This window comes from Aquiflexum lacus, from assembly GCF_015476655.1.
Lineage (GTDB): Bacteria > Bacteroidota > Bacteroidia > Cytophagales > Cyclobacteriaceae > Aquiflexum > Aquiflexum lacus.
Map to the genome: position 1 here is coordinate 249,090 of NZ_JABFHF010000004.1, position 18,539 is coordinate 267,628.

General features: G+C 38.9%; 15 protein-coding genes. 6 read left to right on the forward strand and 9 right to left on the reverse strand.

The window, feature by feature from the left end; genetic code table 11:
* The first annotated feature begins 170 nt into the window (after window positions 1-170).
* From HMJ38_RS05960 to alr, 3 genes are all read left to right on the forward strand, one after another.
* On the forward strand, window positions 171-1,826 hold the full coding sequence (locus HMJ38_RS05960) for an FISUMP domain-containing protein (RefSeq protein ID WP_228779909.1): 1,656 nt from the start codon (window positions 171-173) through the stop codon (window positions 1,824-1,826).
* Window positions 1,827-2,014: 188 nt separating this feature from the next.
* Window positions 2,015-3,685 (forward strand): hypothetical protein, encoded by a 1,671-nt coding sequence (locus HMJ38_RS05965; protein WP_194973457.1) that lies wholly within the window; start codon window positions 2,015-2,017, stop codon window positions 3,683-3,685.
* Window positions 3,686-3,780: 95 nt separating this feature from the next.
* The gene (alr, locus tag HMJ38_RS05970; RefSeq protein WP_194973458.1) at window positions 3,781-4,935 is read left to right on the forward strand and encodes an alanine racemase; all 1,155 of its coding nucleotides are present in this window, start codon (window positions 3,781-3,783) and stop codon (window positions 4,933-4,935) included.
* Between the two features lie 133 nt (window positions 4,936-5,068).
* On the opposite strand, the gene HMJ38_RS05975 is transcribed toward alr, so the two are convergent.
* The gene (locus HMJ38_RS05975; RefSeq protein ID WP_194973459.1) at window positions 5,069-6,058 is read right to left on the reverse strand and encodes a hypothetical protein; all 990 of its coding nucleotides are present in this window, start codon (window positions 6,056-6,058) and stop codon (window positions 5,069-5,071) included.
* Window positions 6,059-6,093: 35 nt separating this feature from the next.
* Window positions 6,094-6,888, reverse strand: coding sequence for a hypothetical protein (locus HMJ38_RS05980; RefSeq protein WP_194973460.1), 795 nt, complete (start codon window positions 6,886-6,888; stop codon window positions 6,094-6,096).
* Between the two features lie 168 nt (window positions 6,889-7,056).
* Between HMJ38_RS05980 and HMJ38_RS05985 the strand changes: the two genes are divergently transcribed.
* A complete protein-coding gene (locus tag HMJ38_RS05985; RefSeq protein ID WP_194973461.1) occupies window positions 7,057-8,361 on the forward strand; it encodes an aminotransferase class V-fold PLP-dependent enzyme in 1,305 nt (434 codons plus the stop codon).
* A 49-nt stretch (window positions 8,362-8,410) separates the two neighbouring features.
* Here the strand turns inward: HMJ38_RS05985 and HMJ38_RS05990 are convergent, their stop codons facing one another.
* Entirely contained in the window at window positions 8,411-8,854 is a 444-nt protein-coding gene (locus HMJ38_RS05990) for a hypothetical protein (protein ID WP_194973462.1), read from the reverse strand.
* A 271-nt stretch (window positions 8,855-9,125) separates the two neighbouring features.
* Between HMJ38_RS05990 and katG the strand changes: the two genes are divergently transcribed.
* The gene (gene katG / locus HMJ38_RS05995) at window positions 9,126-11,342 is read left to right on the forward strand and encodes a catalase/peroxidase HPI (protein ID WP_194973463.1); all 2,217 of its coding nucleotides are present in this window, start codon (window positions 9,126-9,128) and stop codon (window positions 11,340-11,342) included.
* A gap of 215 nt (window positions 11,343-11,557) precedes the next feature.
* Here the strand turns inward: katG and HMJ38_RS06000 are convergent, their stop codons facing one another.
* On the reverse strand, window positions 11,558-12,025 hold the full coding sequence (locus HMJ38_RS06000) for a PA2169 family four-helix-bundle protein (protein WP_194973464.1): 468 nt from the start codon (window positions 12,023-12,025) through the stop codon (window positions 11,558-11,560).
* A gap of 225 nt (window positions 12,026-12,250) precedes the next feature.
* Complete coding sequence (locus HMJ38_RS06005) at window positions 12,251-13,321, reverse strand: CNNM domain-containing protein (protein WP_194973465.1); 1,071 nt, start codon at window positions 13,319-13,321, stop codon at window positions 12,251-12,253.
* Between the two features lie 395 nt (window positions 13,322-13,716).
* Between HMJ38_RS06005 and HMJ38_RS06010 the strand changes: the two genes are divergently transcribed.
* The gene (locus HMJ38_RS06010; protein WP_194973466.1) at window positions 13,717-14,823 is read left to right on the forward strand and encodes an AI-2E family transporter; all 1,107 of its coding nucleotides are present in this window, start codon (window positions 13,717-13,719) and stop codon (window positions 14,821-14,823) included.
* 68 nt (window positions 14,824-14,891) lie between these two features.
* On the opposite strand, the gene HMJ38_RS06015 is transcribed toward HMJ38_RS06010, so the two are convergent.
* The 4 genes from HMJ38_RS06015 to HMJ38_RS06030 form a co-directional block, all read right to left on the reverse strand.
* Window positions 14,892-15,953: an endonuclease/exonuclease/phosphatase family protein gene (locus HMJ38_RS06015; RefSeq protein ID WP_194973467.1), complete on the reverse strand. Its 1,062-nt coding sequence runs from the start codon at window positions 15,951-15,953 to the stop codon at window positions 14,892-14,894.
* Between the two features lie 23 nt (window positions 15,954-15,976).
* Entirely contained in the window at window positions 15,977-17,011 is a 1,035-nt protein-coding gene (locus tag HMJ38_RS06020) for a hypothetical protein (protein ID WP_194973468.1), read from the reverse strand.
* Between the two features lie 384 nt (window positions 17,012-17,395).
* Window positions 17,396-17,980 (reverse strand): YeeE/YedE thiosulfate transporter family protein, encoded by a 585-nt coding sequence (locus HMJ38_RS06025; protein ID WP_194973469.1) that lies wholly within the window; start codon window positions 17,978-17,980, stop codon window positions 17,396-17,398.
* Between the two features lie 13 nt (window positions 17,981-17,993).
* Complete coding sequence (locus HMJ38_RS06030) at window positions 17,994-18,527, reverse strand: YeeE/YedE thiosulfate transporter family protein (protein WP_194973470.1); 534 nt, start codon at window positions 18,525-18,527, stop codon at window positions 17,994-17,996.
* Between the last annotated feature and the right edge of the window lie 12 nt (window positions 18,528-18,539).

Below are 18,539 nucleotides of genomic sequence, written 5' to 3' on the forward strand. Positions count from 1 at the left end.
ATTTAAATACTTGTGATCAAACTATTATGAAAAAGTCAAAATTTATTCTTTTAACCTGTGTTGTAGCATTATGCCTTGCAGGATGCCAAGAAAAGGAAGATCCTAATGGTAACTCACCAAATGATCCTTTAGGTAACTCAACTGAAGAACTGCTATTCAAAGGATATAATTTGTTGAATTTGGGCTCAACAGCTTTTTACGAATTTGCAAGTAAAAACAATGGAAAGGCCCCTGCAGCACTTTACGCGACTGGTAAGATGATGCTCGATACCGGAATACCGCAAGACGTGTATATCGTAGATAGCACCTACATGTACATATTAATGAACCCTGAGATTAAGATGCTTTTCAGAATAGATTATGTGAACGAAAATGGTAAAAGTGTTTACCGCGGCGGCCCTAACGGCGGTAATCGCTTAACGCGTGTATTAAACAATAATTCTTGTAGCGATGCAATACCTAACAATAAAGTATTGCTATGGGGAGCAGCAGATAACCTCCCTTTCAATTACTCAAGTATCAAAAACACTTTGTCGGAATCTGATTTTGAATTTGAAGTTACCGAGCTCATTCACGAACAATGTACCCCTGCAACACTAAAAACATTGGATCAATATGGGTTGGTCTTAGTGGATACCCATGGCGTCCCAGATGCAATTCTGACTGGAAGCAAAATAAGTTTTCCCAACGGGGCAAAAACATTAAAAGAGTTTAAAGAGGTAATAGTGGCTACGCTTTCTCAAGATGGGTACGATGATTTTTTGAAAGGAAATCTCCTTGCAAGTTGGGCGGTGATAGCGCCGAAAATGGGCAAAGAGGAATGGTGGAAAAATGGAAATTCAGTTAGAGCGCTTGATAAACTTGAAGTTTGGGCAGATATGCGTTTTCTTGAAAGCCTTCCCGATCTTTCCAATACTATAATTTTCAATAATTCCTGTTACAGTGGAGCCACTATAAGTGAAATAAAAAATGGGAATATTGATGGTATCCCTGTGAACTTAGTGAAAACAGCGACTGTAGCGAACGCATTTTTAGGCCGCAATCCGATTGCCTATTACGGGTGGAATCACGATGATCTGTCAGGCGGACCTGTAGACAACGATTTTGCCATTCAGGCGGAAGAAAATCTTATCAGAAGATTGGCGGATAGTGCAGACAGTACCGGGATGGCTCACAGAAAAGCCGATGGCAGCTTTTTTGAATCTAGCTACCCACCTAAATATCCAAAAATAATAAGACTCAATCTTTTCAATAAAGATTCGTATTGCTATCAGGATCCCTGTGAAGAAACCTTCACCGATCCCCGCGATGGACAGACGTATAAAATAGTTTGCATCGGCGATCAGGTTTGGATGGCAGAGAATCTGAATTTCAAGTCAGATGATAGTTGGTGCTATGCCGATAACCCTAATAATTGCGAAATCTATGGAAGGTTGTATTCCAGTGAATCGGTTAAATCGGCCTGCCCTCCGGGCTGGCACCTGCCTTCTGTGGAAGAATATGAGAAACTGAATAATCTGTACCCCAAAGGCTGGGGCGGGGCTGAGTTAAAGTCAGTCACAGGTTGGAGTGAGCCCAATACTGGCGCCAACAACAATAGTGGCTGGAGTGGGCTGCCCGGCGGACAAAAAAACCTGCTACTTGATTTGTATCTTTCAATGAGCAGATATGGCTACTGGTGGACATCTTCCACCCTTTTTTCAAGTGATGCTCACAGAACCGGATATGTACGGCTGTCATATAATAAAGTAATACTTGGCATAAGTCGTAGTGGCCCTGAAGATGGTGCGGTTGCATACTCTTGCCGCTGTGTCGAGGACGATTAAATGAAAACGGACTCCAACAATAAAATTACATTAATCTTCAATTTACAGCATATCCAAAATTGGCGGAGGTGTTTTTATGACAATCGGAATAATTGCCTGGAAAAAAGCTTTAAACTGTACAACCATCTGCTTAATGTCCACTAAATATGTAACAATAGAATTGAACACCAGCAGCAGTTTTAGGGATTTTGGGAGTGCTTGCAGTTGGGCTTGTCGGTCAGGGACCAAAGTATACTTCTGAAGATTCACCTGCAATCAATATCCCTCTAGCTGCAAATGAGTCTGAGGCAAAATATAAAGTACGGGTTATCGGAGCTTCTCCTGGAGTCAGCTGGCTTGGCAGAGAGCATATTGATGCTGAAAAGGCCAAGTGGGAAGACCTGATGATAGAGACCCTTTTCATGGACATGGTGATTCCTTTGATATCGGAGATATTTGCAGCAGCAGGAAATATGGCCACGGAGGAACATGTCAAAATCATAGTAGAAGCTGTTAAGAAGGTAGCGGATTTCACCCCTTTTTACAAAGACCTGTACGAAACCAAGGACCTCACCAAATTCGTGTCAGATGTCATGGACTACTTCATCAGCGACAAAGTCAGTAGCGATTTCCAAGATGTCCTGGCGGATCTTCTCGCAGAAAATGCCATGAAGAAATCTTCTTGGGATGTGGACCTAAATAAAGAATTCAGAGAGGAAATGAAAAAAGCCAGATTTTTAAAAGTGATTAAATTCATCGATTTGGCAATCAAAGGAGTTGATTTTGCCAAGATGATCGGTGAGATTTCCCTTTCCTCTCCCTTGGAAGTCTTCGAGGTGACCTCCAAGGATAACGACATTGTCTTAAGTCCCAGTGAAGCCTCTGTTACCAATTTTGCAGCCGAAGACCTGACTGTACATACAAAAACCGAACTAGGAGACGGACAGGCATTTTTATACAAATGGTCCACTTCGGGCAAGTATGGGTATCTGAGAGATAATCTTGGGAATAAGGGGACTGAAATTGAAAATGGACAGAAAACCATCACATATAAAGCAGAAATCTCCGCGGCCAATTTACCTGATAATGCCATCGAAACAGTAACTGTAACGGCCTACATAAAGCAAGGTCAAAATCTCATCAAATTAGGAGAAGCTCAAGCGACCATCGCAGTTAAGCCAGCTAGACTGGAAGTGAAACCGAAAGATGTCACCTTACAAGGCAAACAAAAAATCAAGCTCTATGTGGAGTGGGCCAACGGAGATCCGTTTTATATTCCTGATGATCCATTTGACTACAAGTTTGAATGGAGTACACCTGCGGCTTATGGCAATTTTGAGGGAGGGATAAGCACTCTAATTACTACGGTTCCGTACATCACCTATCAGGCGTTGGATGAGGAGGTAGAAAAAGCCACTGAAACGATCAACGTAATTGCTTATTTGAAACCGAAGGATTCTGAGGTGTGGACCAAATATGATGAAATAGAAGGCAGCGTAAAAATCGAAAATGATGAAAACACCAAAATTTTACATATTCCTCTTAAAGTAACTACAGTACCAAACCCTTGCGATGGCTGCTTTACAAATTGGCTCAATGCCTCGTTTCCTAAAGAAGATAACCATGAATCATACACGGTGAGATTTTTTGGCTTCAAAAAAACAGCCATCCCCAGCGTGGAAGGAAAAACCTATACCTGGAAAGCAGACCAAGAAGTACCTAGAAATATTGACTTTAGTAGACATACAACTGTTCCTGATAATCGAATTGGTGTTTGGATTTTAAATAATGCTGGCGGCAAAGGCCACAATCCGAACTTATTTAATGCGCTTCAGGCATTTGGAGGAATGATAGAGGTAAAAATCAAGCTGAAAAACTAAATTTTAACCTATCATAAAATAAATCCCGGTAAAATATTTCTCCGGGATTTATTTTAAAGTGGTCCTAGAAGCTGGATTTTTTTTAATTTGCCGATATGCATCACACCTCTTACATCGAAATCAGTAAGTCTGCTTACCAAAAAAACATCGAATTTTTAAAATCAGATATAGGTCCGAAAACCGAAATATCCATAGTCGTCAAAGGGAATGCTTACGGGCATGGGATAGAAAATATAGTCCCAATCGCAGAAGAAAACGGAATCCGGCATTTCAGTACATTCAGTGCAGATGAAGCACTTCGGGTACATCAGGTCAGTTTGCACAATTCCCAGGTCATGATCATGGGGATGTTGGACAATTCAGATTTGGAGGAAATTATCATAAAAGGTATCAGCTTTTATGTGTTTGAATTTGATCGTTTGGAGGCCGCCATCGAGACCGCCAAAAAGCTAAATATTAAAGCCAAAATTCACATAGAGGTAGAGACTGGTTTCCACCGTACTGGGTTCGAATGGGATGACAGGGATTGGCTTGCCAAGATATTAAAAGAAAATACAGCCTTTTTAGAAATGAAAGGATTTTGTACACATTATGCTGGTGCCGAAAGTATCAGTAATTATGTAAGGGTACGTAGACAAATTAAGGAATATAAAAAATTCAGAAAATGGTTTACAGCCAATAACTTAACGTTTGAAAAATATCACACTGCATGTTCCGCTGCCACCCTCAGCTACCCTGAAACCATCATGGATATGGTTCGGATAGGAATTGCATCCTATGGATTATGGCCTACGATGGAAACCTATATGTACAGGTTTCAATCGCTTCCAGAATCAAATAAGAACCCACTAAAGAGGTTAATCTCCTGGAAAAGCAGTGTCATGAATACCAAGTCGGTACAAATGGGCGAATTTATTGGATATGGTTCCAGCTACATGGCTCCTAGAGACATGACCGTTGCTTTGATTCCAATAGGATATGGTCATGGTTATAGCAGGCTATTAAGTAACCAAGGCAAAGTGCTTATTCATGGAAATATGGTTTCTGTCGTTGGAACGGTGACCATGAACAGCATTGCCGTTGATGTGACAGACCTTGAATCAGTACAAAAGGGTGATGAAGTGGTATTGGTGGGATATCAGGAAGACAAAGAGATTACAGTCGCTTCCTTTGGAGAATCCACCCAGCAGATCAATTATGAACTATTGACACGTTTGCCACAGGATATACCAAGGAGGGTGGTAGAGTAGTTTTGATTTTAGATTGATGATTTTAGATTGATGATTTAAAATCGGGATACTGTTCTTGCAGCCTCATACTCCAACTATAAACTTCATTCTTCATTCCAAAATCTGTAATCTAAATTCTAAAATTTTCCCTATCCTACTCCCTATATTTATTTTGCATTTTACCAAATTCAATAATCAGGTAATTTAGGTCCTGCATCATCAGGTTGATTTTGGCAGAAACCTGATCATACATACTTGCCCGGAGTTCCAATTCCCGGCTGGAATATACTCCTCCTTCTCCAAAAAATTTCTCCTGAAGTGCTGGCATGTCTTTGGACCTTATATCTACAAATACTCCCAATGTCCTCCATTTTTGGAGTATCTCACCCCTCATAGATTTTGGTGCTTCACCATCTGTATCAATAAAATTGAGGTAATACCATACGGAAGATGGAAATAATTCCGATTGCTCAGGCCCTAGTACTACTTCTTTCAGATGATTTCTTTTATGGGTAAAATAGACCGGTTTTTTAACTTTCAACATGGAGTAACCAAGTCCTGCGCCAATTATCCCTACACCCAAACCAAAATAAGCAGCAGCATCAGAATCATTAAGAACGAATACGCTTACAATGGACCACGTTGCCGCCAAAAGTATCGATCCTACTGTCAGATTTTTGATTTCTTTGCCTTCTATTCCCATCAAGTATTGAGAGACCTGTCGAAGCCTGTCCTCCTCACAGTTAAGCTCCGATTGGACGGAAGATATTTCCATTTTCGAAGCCTCAAACCTTTGGGAAAGCCTTTGATACCTTTCTATGTAAGCAATCCTTTTTTCCAAAGTAGGATCTGCCTCATACTCTTCCAATACTTTTATGTATTCATCTATAAATGACAACATTCCCAGTGCATTGGCAATATTGAGGTTCCGTTTTGAAAAATTATTGTTTAGCCTATCTGAAAGATTTAGCCGTTCTAATGGAAGCGGATCAGCTTTTTTATACAATTCATAAGAGGAACCTCCGTAACAGTTACTTTCTACCAATCTGCTCAGTTTCTCAAAATTGTAAGTACTTGCGCAGGAAAATAATCCAGATGCACAGAAGAAAATCAAAATTTTAAGAAATGAAGATCTTTTCATCATGGAAATGCAGGTATGTTTTAAAAGTGTTATAAACTTCATAAATTCAGATTTACAGGCTTTCCCAATAAATAAACTTTGTTTCCTCCCTTTCCTTTGATTTTTCCTTTTTCCCATTGATAATTTTCATCTGAAAGACCCTGTATCAAAATATCAATGTCTTTCAAAGTATAGGTCCGGGCATTGGAAACAGCCCCGTCCCAAGCTATGAATAGGGGAAGTATGGGAATAATATAGGTAAACACCAATTGCTGCCAAGTCATGGGCCTTACCATAGGGGTTACGAATAGCGTGGTAATAAAAGCAAAGGGAATGGCAAGCCACCATAAAAAGATCGGAGGACCATTGTCACTGATTTCGAAAATCAAAATCGGTTGATTGGATTCTTTTGCATTTAGAAGGATTTGCCTGGAAACATTCGGTTTCATGTGGTGCATACTACTGATCATCGTACGAAGGCCTTTAAGGTCTTGGTTCACATTTGAAGCATCCAAAGGGGTTGTGATGTATTCAATATCCGGGTTGATATTGTTAAATTGGTCGGCGGCTGATAGATTTGGATAGAGGTCGCTAAGTATGAGTTTGAGATTTTTATGTTCAGGGAGCTTTTTAAGGTTCTGAGTTACCTCTATCATAGGACCTCCACTTCCGGAACATAAATCCAAAATCACCTTATCATTGGTATATCTTAGACCTTTTTCAACCAAAGGTAAAAGTAAGTCGGCCGTTCCCAGCATTTTATGAAAAGTCATGATGTACCTTGTCATCAGTACCCTGATCCAATCAGGAAACCAGGCTTGGTCTTCAAATTCAAATAGATGTATCCTTTTCATGTATTAACAGCTTTACATTGAAGCCAAAATCTAAAAATACCACACATACTAAACGAGAAGGAATTTAAGGTTTTTTTTCCATATTTTAGATCAGATTTAGAAGGCATATTTAACTGAAATGATTATATCCTAAAATGCCTTTAAAAGATTATCGCAGCAAGACTTACTATGAATGCATCCGAAAACCGACGCTCTTTTATCAAGAAAGCAGGAAGCCTGGCAGGGGCATTTTCCATCAACAGCTTCTTCAATAGACTCCATGCTGCTGAATGGCAGGAATTGGAAAAAACGCACTTCCATAAATCCCCCTTAGAAATCGCCACTGACGAAGATTATTGGACGGTGATCCAACAGGGATATTCAGCCAGTTCATCTCCTATTATAATATTGAATAATGGAGGGGTGTCTCCAAGCCCATTGGCTGTTCAACAAGCAGTGGAGCGATTCAATCAAATGGCCAATCAGGGCCCTTCTTATTACATGTGGCGTATTCTGGATCAGGGAAGGGAAAATCTACGAGCAGGACTGGCAAAATTGGGAGGTTGTGACCCTGAAGAAGTGGCCATTAATAGGAATGCTACAGAGGCTTTGGTTACCATCATCTATGGCTTGGATCTACAACAAGGTGATGAGGTCATTGGTAGCACACAGGATTACCCCAATATGATGCAGGCCTGGAAGCAAAGGGCTTTACGGGATGGAATTGTTTACAAACAGCTAACGTTTAATTTTCCTTCTGAGAATGACGAGGAAATAGTGGAAGCGTATCGCAAAGCGATTACAGCAAAGACCAAGATCATCCACCTCACCCATGTCATCAACTGGAACGGGCAGATTATGCCAATCCAAAAAATTGCCAGAATGGCCCATGATAAGGGACTTGAGGTGATCGTGGATGGGGCTCATTCATATGGTTTATTGGATTTTAATATTCCCGATTTGGAGGCGGATTATTTTGGTACCAGTCTCCACAAATACCTTTCAGCTCCCATTGGAAGTGGGATGTTATGGATCAAGAAAGAAAAGATTTCCAAAGTTTGGCCATTGATCTGTGCAGGAGATCCAAAGAGTGACAATATCAGGAAGTTTGAAAACTTAGGAACCAGAAGTTTTCCTATCGAACAGGGAGTTGGAGAGGCTCTTAATTTCCATAATGCTATCGGCACCAAAAGAAAAGAGGAAAGAATTAGATACCTCAAAGATTATTGGGCTATGAGGGCTGAAAAAATTCCTAGGGTAAAAATACATACTTCTCTGAAAAGAGCATACAGTTGTGCCTTGGCAGGTGTGTCTATAGATGGTTTGACACCGGGGGAATTGGAATCTCGATTGATGAGGGATTTCAAAATCCACACCACGCCTATTTCAATAGCCAATATCAATTGCGTCAGGGTCTCACCCCATGTATATACAAAAATTTCTGACTTGGATAAGTTGGTGGAAGGATTGGAAAAGATTGCTGGAAATGTGTAGATAGGTTGTATAATCCACCAAAGGGGAGAAATTAAATAAGAAATGTCTTTTACTGATAATCCTTAGAGGTAAAAGTCAAGTCGAAAAGAGGTATATTGTTTTTGTCTTTATAGGAATGGGACATGGTAGTTTCATTATCTTTGAAGTACTGCAGATCAGGATTATTCTTCATATTGGTGAGAATCTGATCATAAAGAAACTTTTGTAATTCATCTTCTTTGATATTTTCCTTTTCCATATTGACCAAAGTATAATTGAATTGGAATTCCTTTCCTTTATTTGTCTGTGTGCCATCCAATCTGGTGTTTTGATCTATCATCATGGGGCAGTTCTTGTTCATTTCAAGTGACAGGTTTTCCAGTTTTTTATCAAATGAAGAGGGGGTAAAATAGATTTTCTTGATAGCAAAAGCCAAAGTAAGAATTATGATCAACCCAAAAAATATTATGATTTTTTTTCTCTTTACAGCTACTTCTTGGGCTTTTGGTGTCATGTGATTTGATTCAGAAAGATAATGTTGAATAAGGTGAAGGGAAAAGTACAGAATTATTTTGAAAAATTTGATAAATTATCTTTTTCGACATCAACACTACAATATCGAGAATCAAAAATGACTTTTTAATTTAAGCATATTTGTGTATGTTAAACATCGATCAAAACTAAGCAAGAGCCATAGATTTTATCTATCAAAATTATATTCATATAAGAAAAAACTTTATTAAATTGCCTTTAATAAATTCAAAACAAAAATAACCATTAATACTATGAATTCTTTTAATACAAATGATAGCGACGTGAGCAAATGTCCCTTTCATAATGGTCAACTTTCACAAGCGGCTGGTGCCGGACCCCGAAACCGTGATTGGTGGCCAAATCAACTGAAGTTGAATATCCTACGTCAGCATTCTACCCTGTCCAATCCAATGGGAGAAGATTACAATTATGCTGAAGAGTTCAAGTCTTTGAACCTTGAAGAAGTTAAAAAGGATATCGCCGATGCACTTCAAACCTCCAAAGAATGGTGGCCTGCGGATTACGGTCATTATGGTCCATTTATGATCCGTATGGCTTGGCATAGTGCGGGAACTTACCGTGTTCAGGATGGACGTGGCGGTGGAGGATTCGGTACCCAACGTTTTGCTCCTTTAAACAGCTGGCCGGATAATGCAAACTTGGACAAGGCGCGTTTGTTGCTTTGGCCCATCAAGCAGAAATATGGAAAGAAACTTTCCTGGGCTGATTTGATGATCTTGACAGGAAATGTTGCTCTTGAAACCATGGGTTTCAAAACCTACGGTTTTGCAGGTGGACGTGCCGATGTTTGGGAACCGGCTGAGGATGTATATTGGGGTTCCGAAGGACAATGGATGGGCGATGATAAAAGATATAGTGGACAAAGAGAATTGGAACAGCCACTTGGTGCTTCCCATATGGGTTTGATCTACGTCAATCCTGAAGGTCCACAAGGACAGCCTGACGCAAAAGGAGCCGCACATGATATCCGAGAGACATTTGGCCGAATGGCAATGAATGATTACGAGACTGTAGCATTGATTGCGGGTGGACATACCTTTGGCAAAACACACGGTGCAGCTGATCCATTACAATATGTAGGTCCCGAACCGGAAGGGGCTAGTATTGAAGAAATGGGCATGGGTTGGAAAAATTCCTATGGTAGTGGAAAAGGTGCCGACACGATTACATCCGGATTGGAAGGAGCTTGGACCTCTACGCCAGCCAAATGGGGTCATGATTACTTTAAGTTCCTTTTTGAATTCGATTGGGAATTGGTTAAAAGCCCTGCAGGAGCCCATCAGTGGGAAGCCAAAAATGCAGAGGCCATCATTCCTGATGCCCACATTGAAGGCAAATTCCACAAGCCTTTCATGTTGACTACTGATTTGGCCCTTAGAGTAGATCCTGCTTATGAAAAAGTTTCAAGACATTTCTATGAAAATCCTGAGGAGTTTGCTGATGCTTTTGCAAAAGCTTGGTTCAAACTGACGCACCGAGATATGGGACCAAAATCCCGCTATTTGGGTCCTGAAGTACCTGCTGAAGATTTGATCTGGCAAGACCCCATTCCTGCAGTAAATCATGATTTGGTGGATGCCAACGATATTGATGGGTTGAAATCAAACATATTGGCCGCAGGACTTACCGTTTCTGAATTGGTGTCTACAGCTTGGGCCTCTGCCTCCACTTTCCGAGGTTCGGACAAGCGTGGTGGTGCCAATGGGGCTCGTATCCGATTAGAGCCTATGAAAAATTGGGAAGCCAACAATCCTGCACAGTTGACAAAAGTGTTGGGGATTTTAGAAAGCATCCAAGAGGAATTCAATAGCACCCAATCAGGAAATAAAAAAGTTTCCCTTGCAGACCTGATCGTCTTAGGTGGTTGTGCAGCAATAGAAAAAGCTGCAAAAAATGTAGGACATGAAATTTCTGTTCCATTTACTCCCGGTAGAATGGATGCATCTCAGGAAGAAACCGAGATTGATTCTTTTGCCTTCTTGGAGCCTAAAGCCGATGGATTCCGTAATTATTTCAATGCCAAAAACATGGCTAGTGCAGAAGAAATGTTGGTAGATAAAGCCCAACTGCTGAATCTTACGGCACCTGAAATGACGGTATTGGTAGGAGGTCTTCGTGTACTGAACGCCAATTTCGATAAATCAAAGCATGGTGTATTTACCCAAAATCCTGAAACTTTGACCAATGACTTCTTCTTGAATCTTCTGGACATGAGGACAACTTGGAGAGCCACCTCTGATGCGCAAAATGTTTTTGTTGGTAGTGATCGGGTGTCCGGAGAACCAAAGTGGAGTGCAACTAGGGTTGACTTAATTTTTGGATCTAACTCCGAATTAAGGGCAATCTCAGAGGTGTATGGTTGTGAAGATGGAAAAGATAAGTTTGTAAAAGACTTTGTTGCAGCTTGGGACAAAGTGATGAATTTAGATCGTTTTGATCTTGATTGATCGAAAAATTAATTTGTAGTAATTTTAGAAATAGCTGCCCGAAATTGGGCAGCTATTTTTTTTGTCTTATACTTAGATAGACAGGAATGCCAAGGAAATTGACATGGATGATGACTATTTGAAGGGAAATGGAGTACTTGCGGAAATAATCCAACAACTTTTCCGGCAATCCAAAAATCAGAGATGGATTTTCTGTTTATTTATTGGACCTAAAGTTAGGCTAAACTTTTGTGCAAATCTCTTAGTTTTTTGATCTGATCATGATCTGTTTTGACAGTTGATTTTTGTTCCATAAGCATCTGTCTGACATCTGCGCTCATTTCAGTATCAGAAGCAAGGGCCATATCGTAGGCCTTCAATGCCGCATCCTCACCCGCTTCGCAGGATTCCAATATACTTGTTCTGTCATTTGCGGAAAATGCAGATTTGACATCCATCCAAGTCCTGAAAATTTTACCGGAGGTGGTCGTACCTTCTTCCATCTCACCACCAATTTCATGAATCAGCTCTCCGAGTTCACTGATATGTCCTCTACTGTTGGAAATCATTTTGGCAAAAAGCATTTTCAGATCAGCATCTTTCTGCTCTACTAATTCCATAGATTTGGCATAGCCTTCAATCCTGTCATTGTGTATCAATACTAAGTCATTAAGGGTACTACCCAACTCTTCTAAATGTGTCATTGTCTTTGCTTTTAATTGATAATAATTGATTCACTTGACAAGGTTCAACTATCAGTCCATTGTTGCATAAAACCCGCAAAACAAAAAAACCTACAAGTATTTGATTAAATATTACAATCTGTGACTTTGAAATTCTTTTTGCTTGAAAATTCAAAAAATAACGCACTTTTAAATAAAAAAAGATCCTCAAAATCGGAATGATTATGGAGAAAATTACAGCGCATGTTATTCGTTTTGCCTCTTTTGTTCATCGCTTTTAAGAAGGTCATATTTTTTTTGTTTTTCCTTCCATCTTTCCAAAGCAAATTTCTGCATATCATCTACTTGGTCTTTCTCATCTATGATTTCAAAACCAAGTAAAGACTCTATAATGTCCTCCAAAGTTGTAATTCCATCCATACCTCCATATTCGTCAGTTACGAGAGAAATGTGTTCGCGTTTTGCTAACATTTGGTCCCAAGCACTCAGCAATGTTGTTCTTTTGGGGAAAGTCAAAATTTCTCTTTTGATGTCTTTCAGCTTAAGGTCAAATTGATCTTCGGCCAGTTTTTCAAACACCAAGGCTCTAAATACATATCCCGTTATATTATCTTTATTTGTCTGATATACCGGGATTCTTGAAAAATGCAAAAACTCTTTATTTTCTAAAAATTTCTGTAATGTCATCTCTTCATGTGCAGTCACAACAACCACTCTTGGGGTCATGATTTCTGAAACCTTTATATTTTTTAGTTTAATTAAGTTTTGAATAATCTTGTTTTCATTCTCAGCAAATATCCCTTCTTCCGTCCCTATACTTGCCAAAGCTGAAACTTCTTCTCTACTAGTTGTCAGTTCAGATTCTTTCCTTGACAATAGTTTGGTAAGATAGGATGAGCCTAAAACTAGCGGGTAGGTAATGAAAATCATACCATTAATTATTTTCGCAGAAATACCCACAAGTTCTTTACTATAATTTGCACCCAATGTCTTTGGAATTATTTCCGTAATCACCAAAATCAAAATAGTCAGAACAGCAGAAACAAGACCAAAATAAGCCTCTCCAAATACAATAGTGGCCTGCGCCCCAACTCCAGCAGCACCCACAGTATGGGCTACAGTATTTAGTGATAGAATTGCAGATAGAGGCTTGTCAATATCTTCCTTGTGCTTTAGCATCGTCCTCGCACTGATATCTCCATTTTCAAGTCTTGATTTTAAATAAGATAAGGGAGTTGAAAGCAAAACAGCTTCCATAATTGAACACAAAAATGAAATTAACAATGCTAAAAATAAATATGTGAAAAGTAGAATCATCTCAAGCTATTTTTTTTGTTGATGAATAGAATTCATTTACTATCCTAATCTTGATGGTTGTTTTTAATATGAACTCAAAAGCTTTGCCACTAAGGAAAGTTATCAAAAAATAATTCAAAAAAGCTGCGAGTTCCTCATAATTATAAGAAATCTGCGAATTATATAATACATAGTTTTAATAGTATTGCTATTTCGCAATATTTGATTCATAGCTTTACCATGCTTAAATTAAATATCCATATTATATAGCCTTTGATTGCAATTTCTTAAATATTTGATAAAGCAGTTGATTTGTCTTTTTCTTTTACTTATTGATGGGCTGTTATATTCACAAATAGCCATGAATAAATACAAATTGTTGTTTTTTAATCAAAACCCATATTTTTGATAAACCTATGAAACTATCTTTCCAAAAATTATTCTTTACGTTGGCCTTCATTTTTGGTCTTTTTGCCGTAATGGTAGTAGCCAAAGGTGTACTCATACCCCTGAGCATGGCACTATTACTCTCATTTATATTATTCCCTGTTGTTAAAAAATTGGAAGGTTGGGGCCTAAATAAATTGCTTTCTGCCTTCCTATCTATTCTAATGGTATTTTTAATTTTGGGAGGTGGTATCACGCTGTTTTCTACTCAGGTAATGAATCTTTCTGATGAATTAAGTGATTTTACAGGAAAAATAATGAGTACTTTAACTGAGGCGGTGGTTTTTGTAAATGATAATGTCAATTTCATAGGTGACTTAAACAGAGAGGAGTTGGTAGAAAATGGGAAAGAATGGCTGAAAGAATCATCAGGATCATTATTACAAAATACTTTTAGTGGAACTGCGTCTTTTCTAACCGGGCTGATTACCACTGTAATCTTTACATTCTTATTGCTGATATATCGGGATGGTCTAACCAAAGCTTTCGTATCATTTGGTGATGAAGAAAACAGAAGCAGAATTCATAAAATGCTCAAAAAAATACAAAGTGTAGGAAAACAATACCTTTCAGGAATGTTTCTATTGATCATAATTTTGGGTTTTGCCAACAGCATAGGATTGTTGATAATTGGAATTGATAGTCCATTTCTTTTTGGTTTCCTCGCTGCTTTATTATCCATTGTTCCATTTATCGGTACTACAATAGGTGCCACTATTCCAGTACTTTATGCTTTTATGTCCTCCGATTCTTTATGGACACCATTAGCGGTTATGCTATTGTTTTGGGGAATTCAAATCATTGAGAGTAACTTTTTAAATCCCAAAATTGTAGGCAGTAGCTTAAACGTAAATGCTTTGGTGGCGATTTTAAGTTTATTGATCGGATCTTCTGTTTGGGGAATTGCGGGGATGGTATTGTTTCTTCCTTTCTCAGCCATACTTAAAGTCATATGCGAAGAGTTTGATCAATTAAAACCCATTGCCATGTTGATCAGTGATGATATCTCCGGCGATAAAAAAAAGGAGGATAAAACTTCTAAATGGATTGAAAAAATAAAAGGATGGTTCAAGTAATGGCATCCTTTAAATATTCTTTATTTTGCCAGACTGCTTCACAATTATACTTTATATTTCAAGGGCTTTTAATTCTTAGTTCCTTCCTTTTTTCCATCTTCAATCTTTTCTTCTACTTCCTGATTTTCTCCTGAGTCTGTTTTTTCCAAATCTTCTGTATTGTCATTTTCGGGTTCATAATTTAAGGCAATCAGAATTGGATAGTGGTCCGAACCTATAGCTTCAAGTTTCTCGAGAGTCAATAATCCAAATTCTTTGGAGTAGAAAATATGGTCTAGCGGGTACCGAAAAAAAGGTAAAAAAACACTGTATGTATTGAAAAGTCCCCTTCCTTCTCGAGGGTCTACCAGTTCACTGTATTTTCTAAATAGCTTGGAAGTACTAGACCAACCCACATCATTCAGGTCTCCCGCTACTAGGGTTGGGTTTTTGGATTCTCTGATTTCTTTACCAATAATGAGCAATTCTGTATCTCTTTCATAGGTGTCCGTCCCAGGTTTTGGTGGTTCGGGATGAACACCAAAAAAATCAATTACACTTCCTGATTTCAAGGTTATCTTAGTGAATATTGAAGGTATATCTTCCTTTACCAAAAAATTTATCTTGCTTTCAGTCAATGGAAACTTGGATAGCAGCATCATTCCGTATGTATTATCCAGCGGATATTTTATCGTATACCGATAATTTTTCTCAAGCTTAGCAATAGAAGACGCCCACTCTTGATTAGGTTCATTGATCAAAAGAATATCAGGATCATATTTTACTACAAGTGAGTGAAATCGCTCCTTGTCTTCATTGTCCATGCGCACATTTGCCACCAGAAGAGATAGACTGTTTTCTTCACCCTGCATATTACTATCCTTTGCTTGGGTTCTATAAAGGGGAGTATATACAATTACAAATTGTACCTGATATATCAGAGAAGCTACTAGAATAAATATTAATGGTAATTTGTATTTCCAATTGAAGTCTACATAAAAATACGTAAGGATCAATGTCAACAAAGTTAAAACAGCAATCTGAATTCTGGGAAAATCAAATATTCTAATCCACCATTCTGCGGAGTTGATCAAGGGCAATCCCGTGGTAATTATAACCACAGTACATAATATGAGGGTTACTATCCGCATGAATATTCATTAAACTTTGGTATTTATATGACTTCTCTGCGATCATAATCTACATCTGTTTCATCCACAAAATAGCCATTTCTAATACTATCATCCCTCAAATTTTTTACTCCCACAAAACCTCCTGCAGCAGCAGCAATTATACCTAGGATTAGCGCAATGGCAAGATACATGGCAGCATCACCAACTGCCTCTGCAATGTTTTCAGCTTGTTCATTGACAGTTTCTTTGGCTTCTACCAAGAATGCTTCAAATTCCTCACGTGCGCTTTCAAATTCGACAAAAATATTATCAACAGTACGATTGGCCTCGCTTTCAGTCATGTCGGTGCGCTCTACCAGGATATTGACCAATGCCTGTTTATCTATGGCTTCAAACGACTGCTCAAACCTGTTTTTTGTTTTTCTAAAGATACCTTCAACCTTAGCATCTGCTCTTCCAGGTTGTTTAGCCATATCTTTAGCTCCTTCCCTGGCCTCATCGGCTGATTTCTGGGCTTGTGATTCCAGATATTCCGGATCAAGTTTCTCTTTTCCTGTATCCTCCAATAGTGAATAAAACTCTTTCCTTGCATCAGCCAGCGATATATCCAAGTCTTCGAACTGATCACTTATAATAGGACCGAGTTGATCCGATACTGCCTGACCCGTACTTGATATCAAGCCCCCAGCCACATTGCCAACGCCAGAAATAATACTTCCAATAACTGAAGTAAATAGCCAGGCCGAAATCAGCGTATAGAGTGCCCAAGTCATAATTCCATGAATTATCCCGCTTGCATTTGCAAATGAGACACCAACACGCGCAGCCACAAAACCACCAACAAAAAGTACTATCAAATTGCTTAGGACCCACCAAATTATTGACCCCGTTCCCAATCCACTTAAAGGGTTACTTTCCTCAGTAGGTTCAATACTCCACAACCCTATTGCCAATCCTATCAAATTTAATATCAGCATAAGCGATAAGGCAGCAACTGTACCTGCCAAAATTGCCCTCCACGAAATACCCCTTGGTGGCATTGTGGTGTAAAAATTTAAATTTTCGGTATTTTTCATAATCCTTAGTTTTTATTTATCAGTGCAAAATATTCCTATGATTTTACTATTTAAACAACTTTAGAAACCATACCTAGACCCTTATAACCTTTATTTAAATTCAATTATTAGATCAGTTCTAGTATAGAAACCTAATCAACTATAAATATCATATAACTAAACTGAAAAAATATTATACATTTCCGTAAAAATATTATACAATATATAGAATCATATATGTGCATGCTTAAATTCGGTCTTTTACAGAAAAGTATAGGGAATTCGAAGTTCAGCTATCTCCCGAAATGTCCCATAGGACAATTCAAGTGAAGGGGGTTACAAGATTCAGACAAAAATTTATAAATTAAGGAAATGATTTTTTTCACTCCACTGCAACTCTAGGGTTTAAAAACCAGCTTTTTCAATCCAAAACAAAACCAAAATTATCAATATGATTGCAGGCACAACTGCTACCCAATCATTGACCTTTAGAAGGCTAGGGAAAGTAATATCACCAAAAAACCCTTTTTTCAAAATACCGTCCTTGAGAGCAGGGTACATGATTGCAAATATCCAAGTACCTAAAACAATACCTGCCACCCCTCCTGTAATCGCATCCAAATATCCATTGCCAACGGCACCGGCAATGGTTCCGGGACAATAACCAAGCACAGCAAAACCAACTCCAAAAATCGAAGCACCGAGTACGTTCATTCCCACGGAGCCGCTCTTAATTGAAAGCTTGACCCAACCCATGGATTTCATTGTGTAGACACCAATCATCCCGGAAGCTGCTGCCGATAGCATGATTTTTAGCACAGTATAATCTATCAGTAACAATTGCCCTAAAATAACGTCATATTTGGTTGCACCGCCTTTGTGCAGCAGAAAACCGAACACAATACCAAAACCTAAGCCATAAAATAAATTTCTTTTGTCTTCCGATTCTACGGTATTTTTTGTTGTAACCTCTTTTTCTGATTCTTTCATAACCTGTGCTGATTTAAGCAATGACAAAATAAATAACATGAGCAGCTATAATTCCTCCCACAAAAAAGAAGATGGCTGAAATCCAACTTGATACGGCGAGTTGCAGGGTGCCGCTGATGCCATGCCCACTTGTACAACCTCCGGCAAAACGGGCACCAAAGCCCAGAATGATGCCTCCTAACACGGCCACGATCACACGCAAAAAGGCGCTATCGCCAAAAGCTGATGCCCATAAGGATGGCACCCATACACCTACTTTGAAATCTCCGGAGAGTATAGCCGAAATAAACGAACCGATAACAACTCCAATGACCAGCATCCATTGCCAATTTATCATAAGTTTGATCTTTTCGTAATAGGGTCTTTGTTTGGCTTTTTTACCCATCATCATTTCCTCTATCATTCCCCCGGCTCGGGCAAAGGTGGTGGAAGTGGCAATGGGTTTACCTGATATCAAAAAACTCAACCAGCTTAAAATCCCAATCCCTATGCCAACAGCATAGGGTGACCAGATAACGTCTGTAAATACTGAAGTAATTGTTTCCATAATTGAACGGTT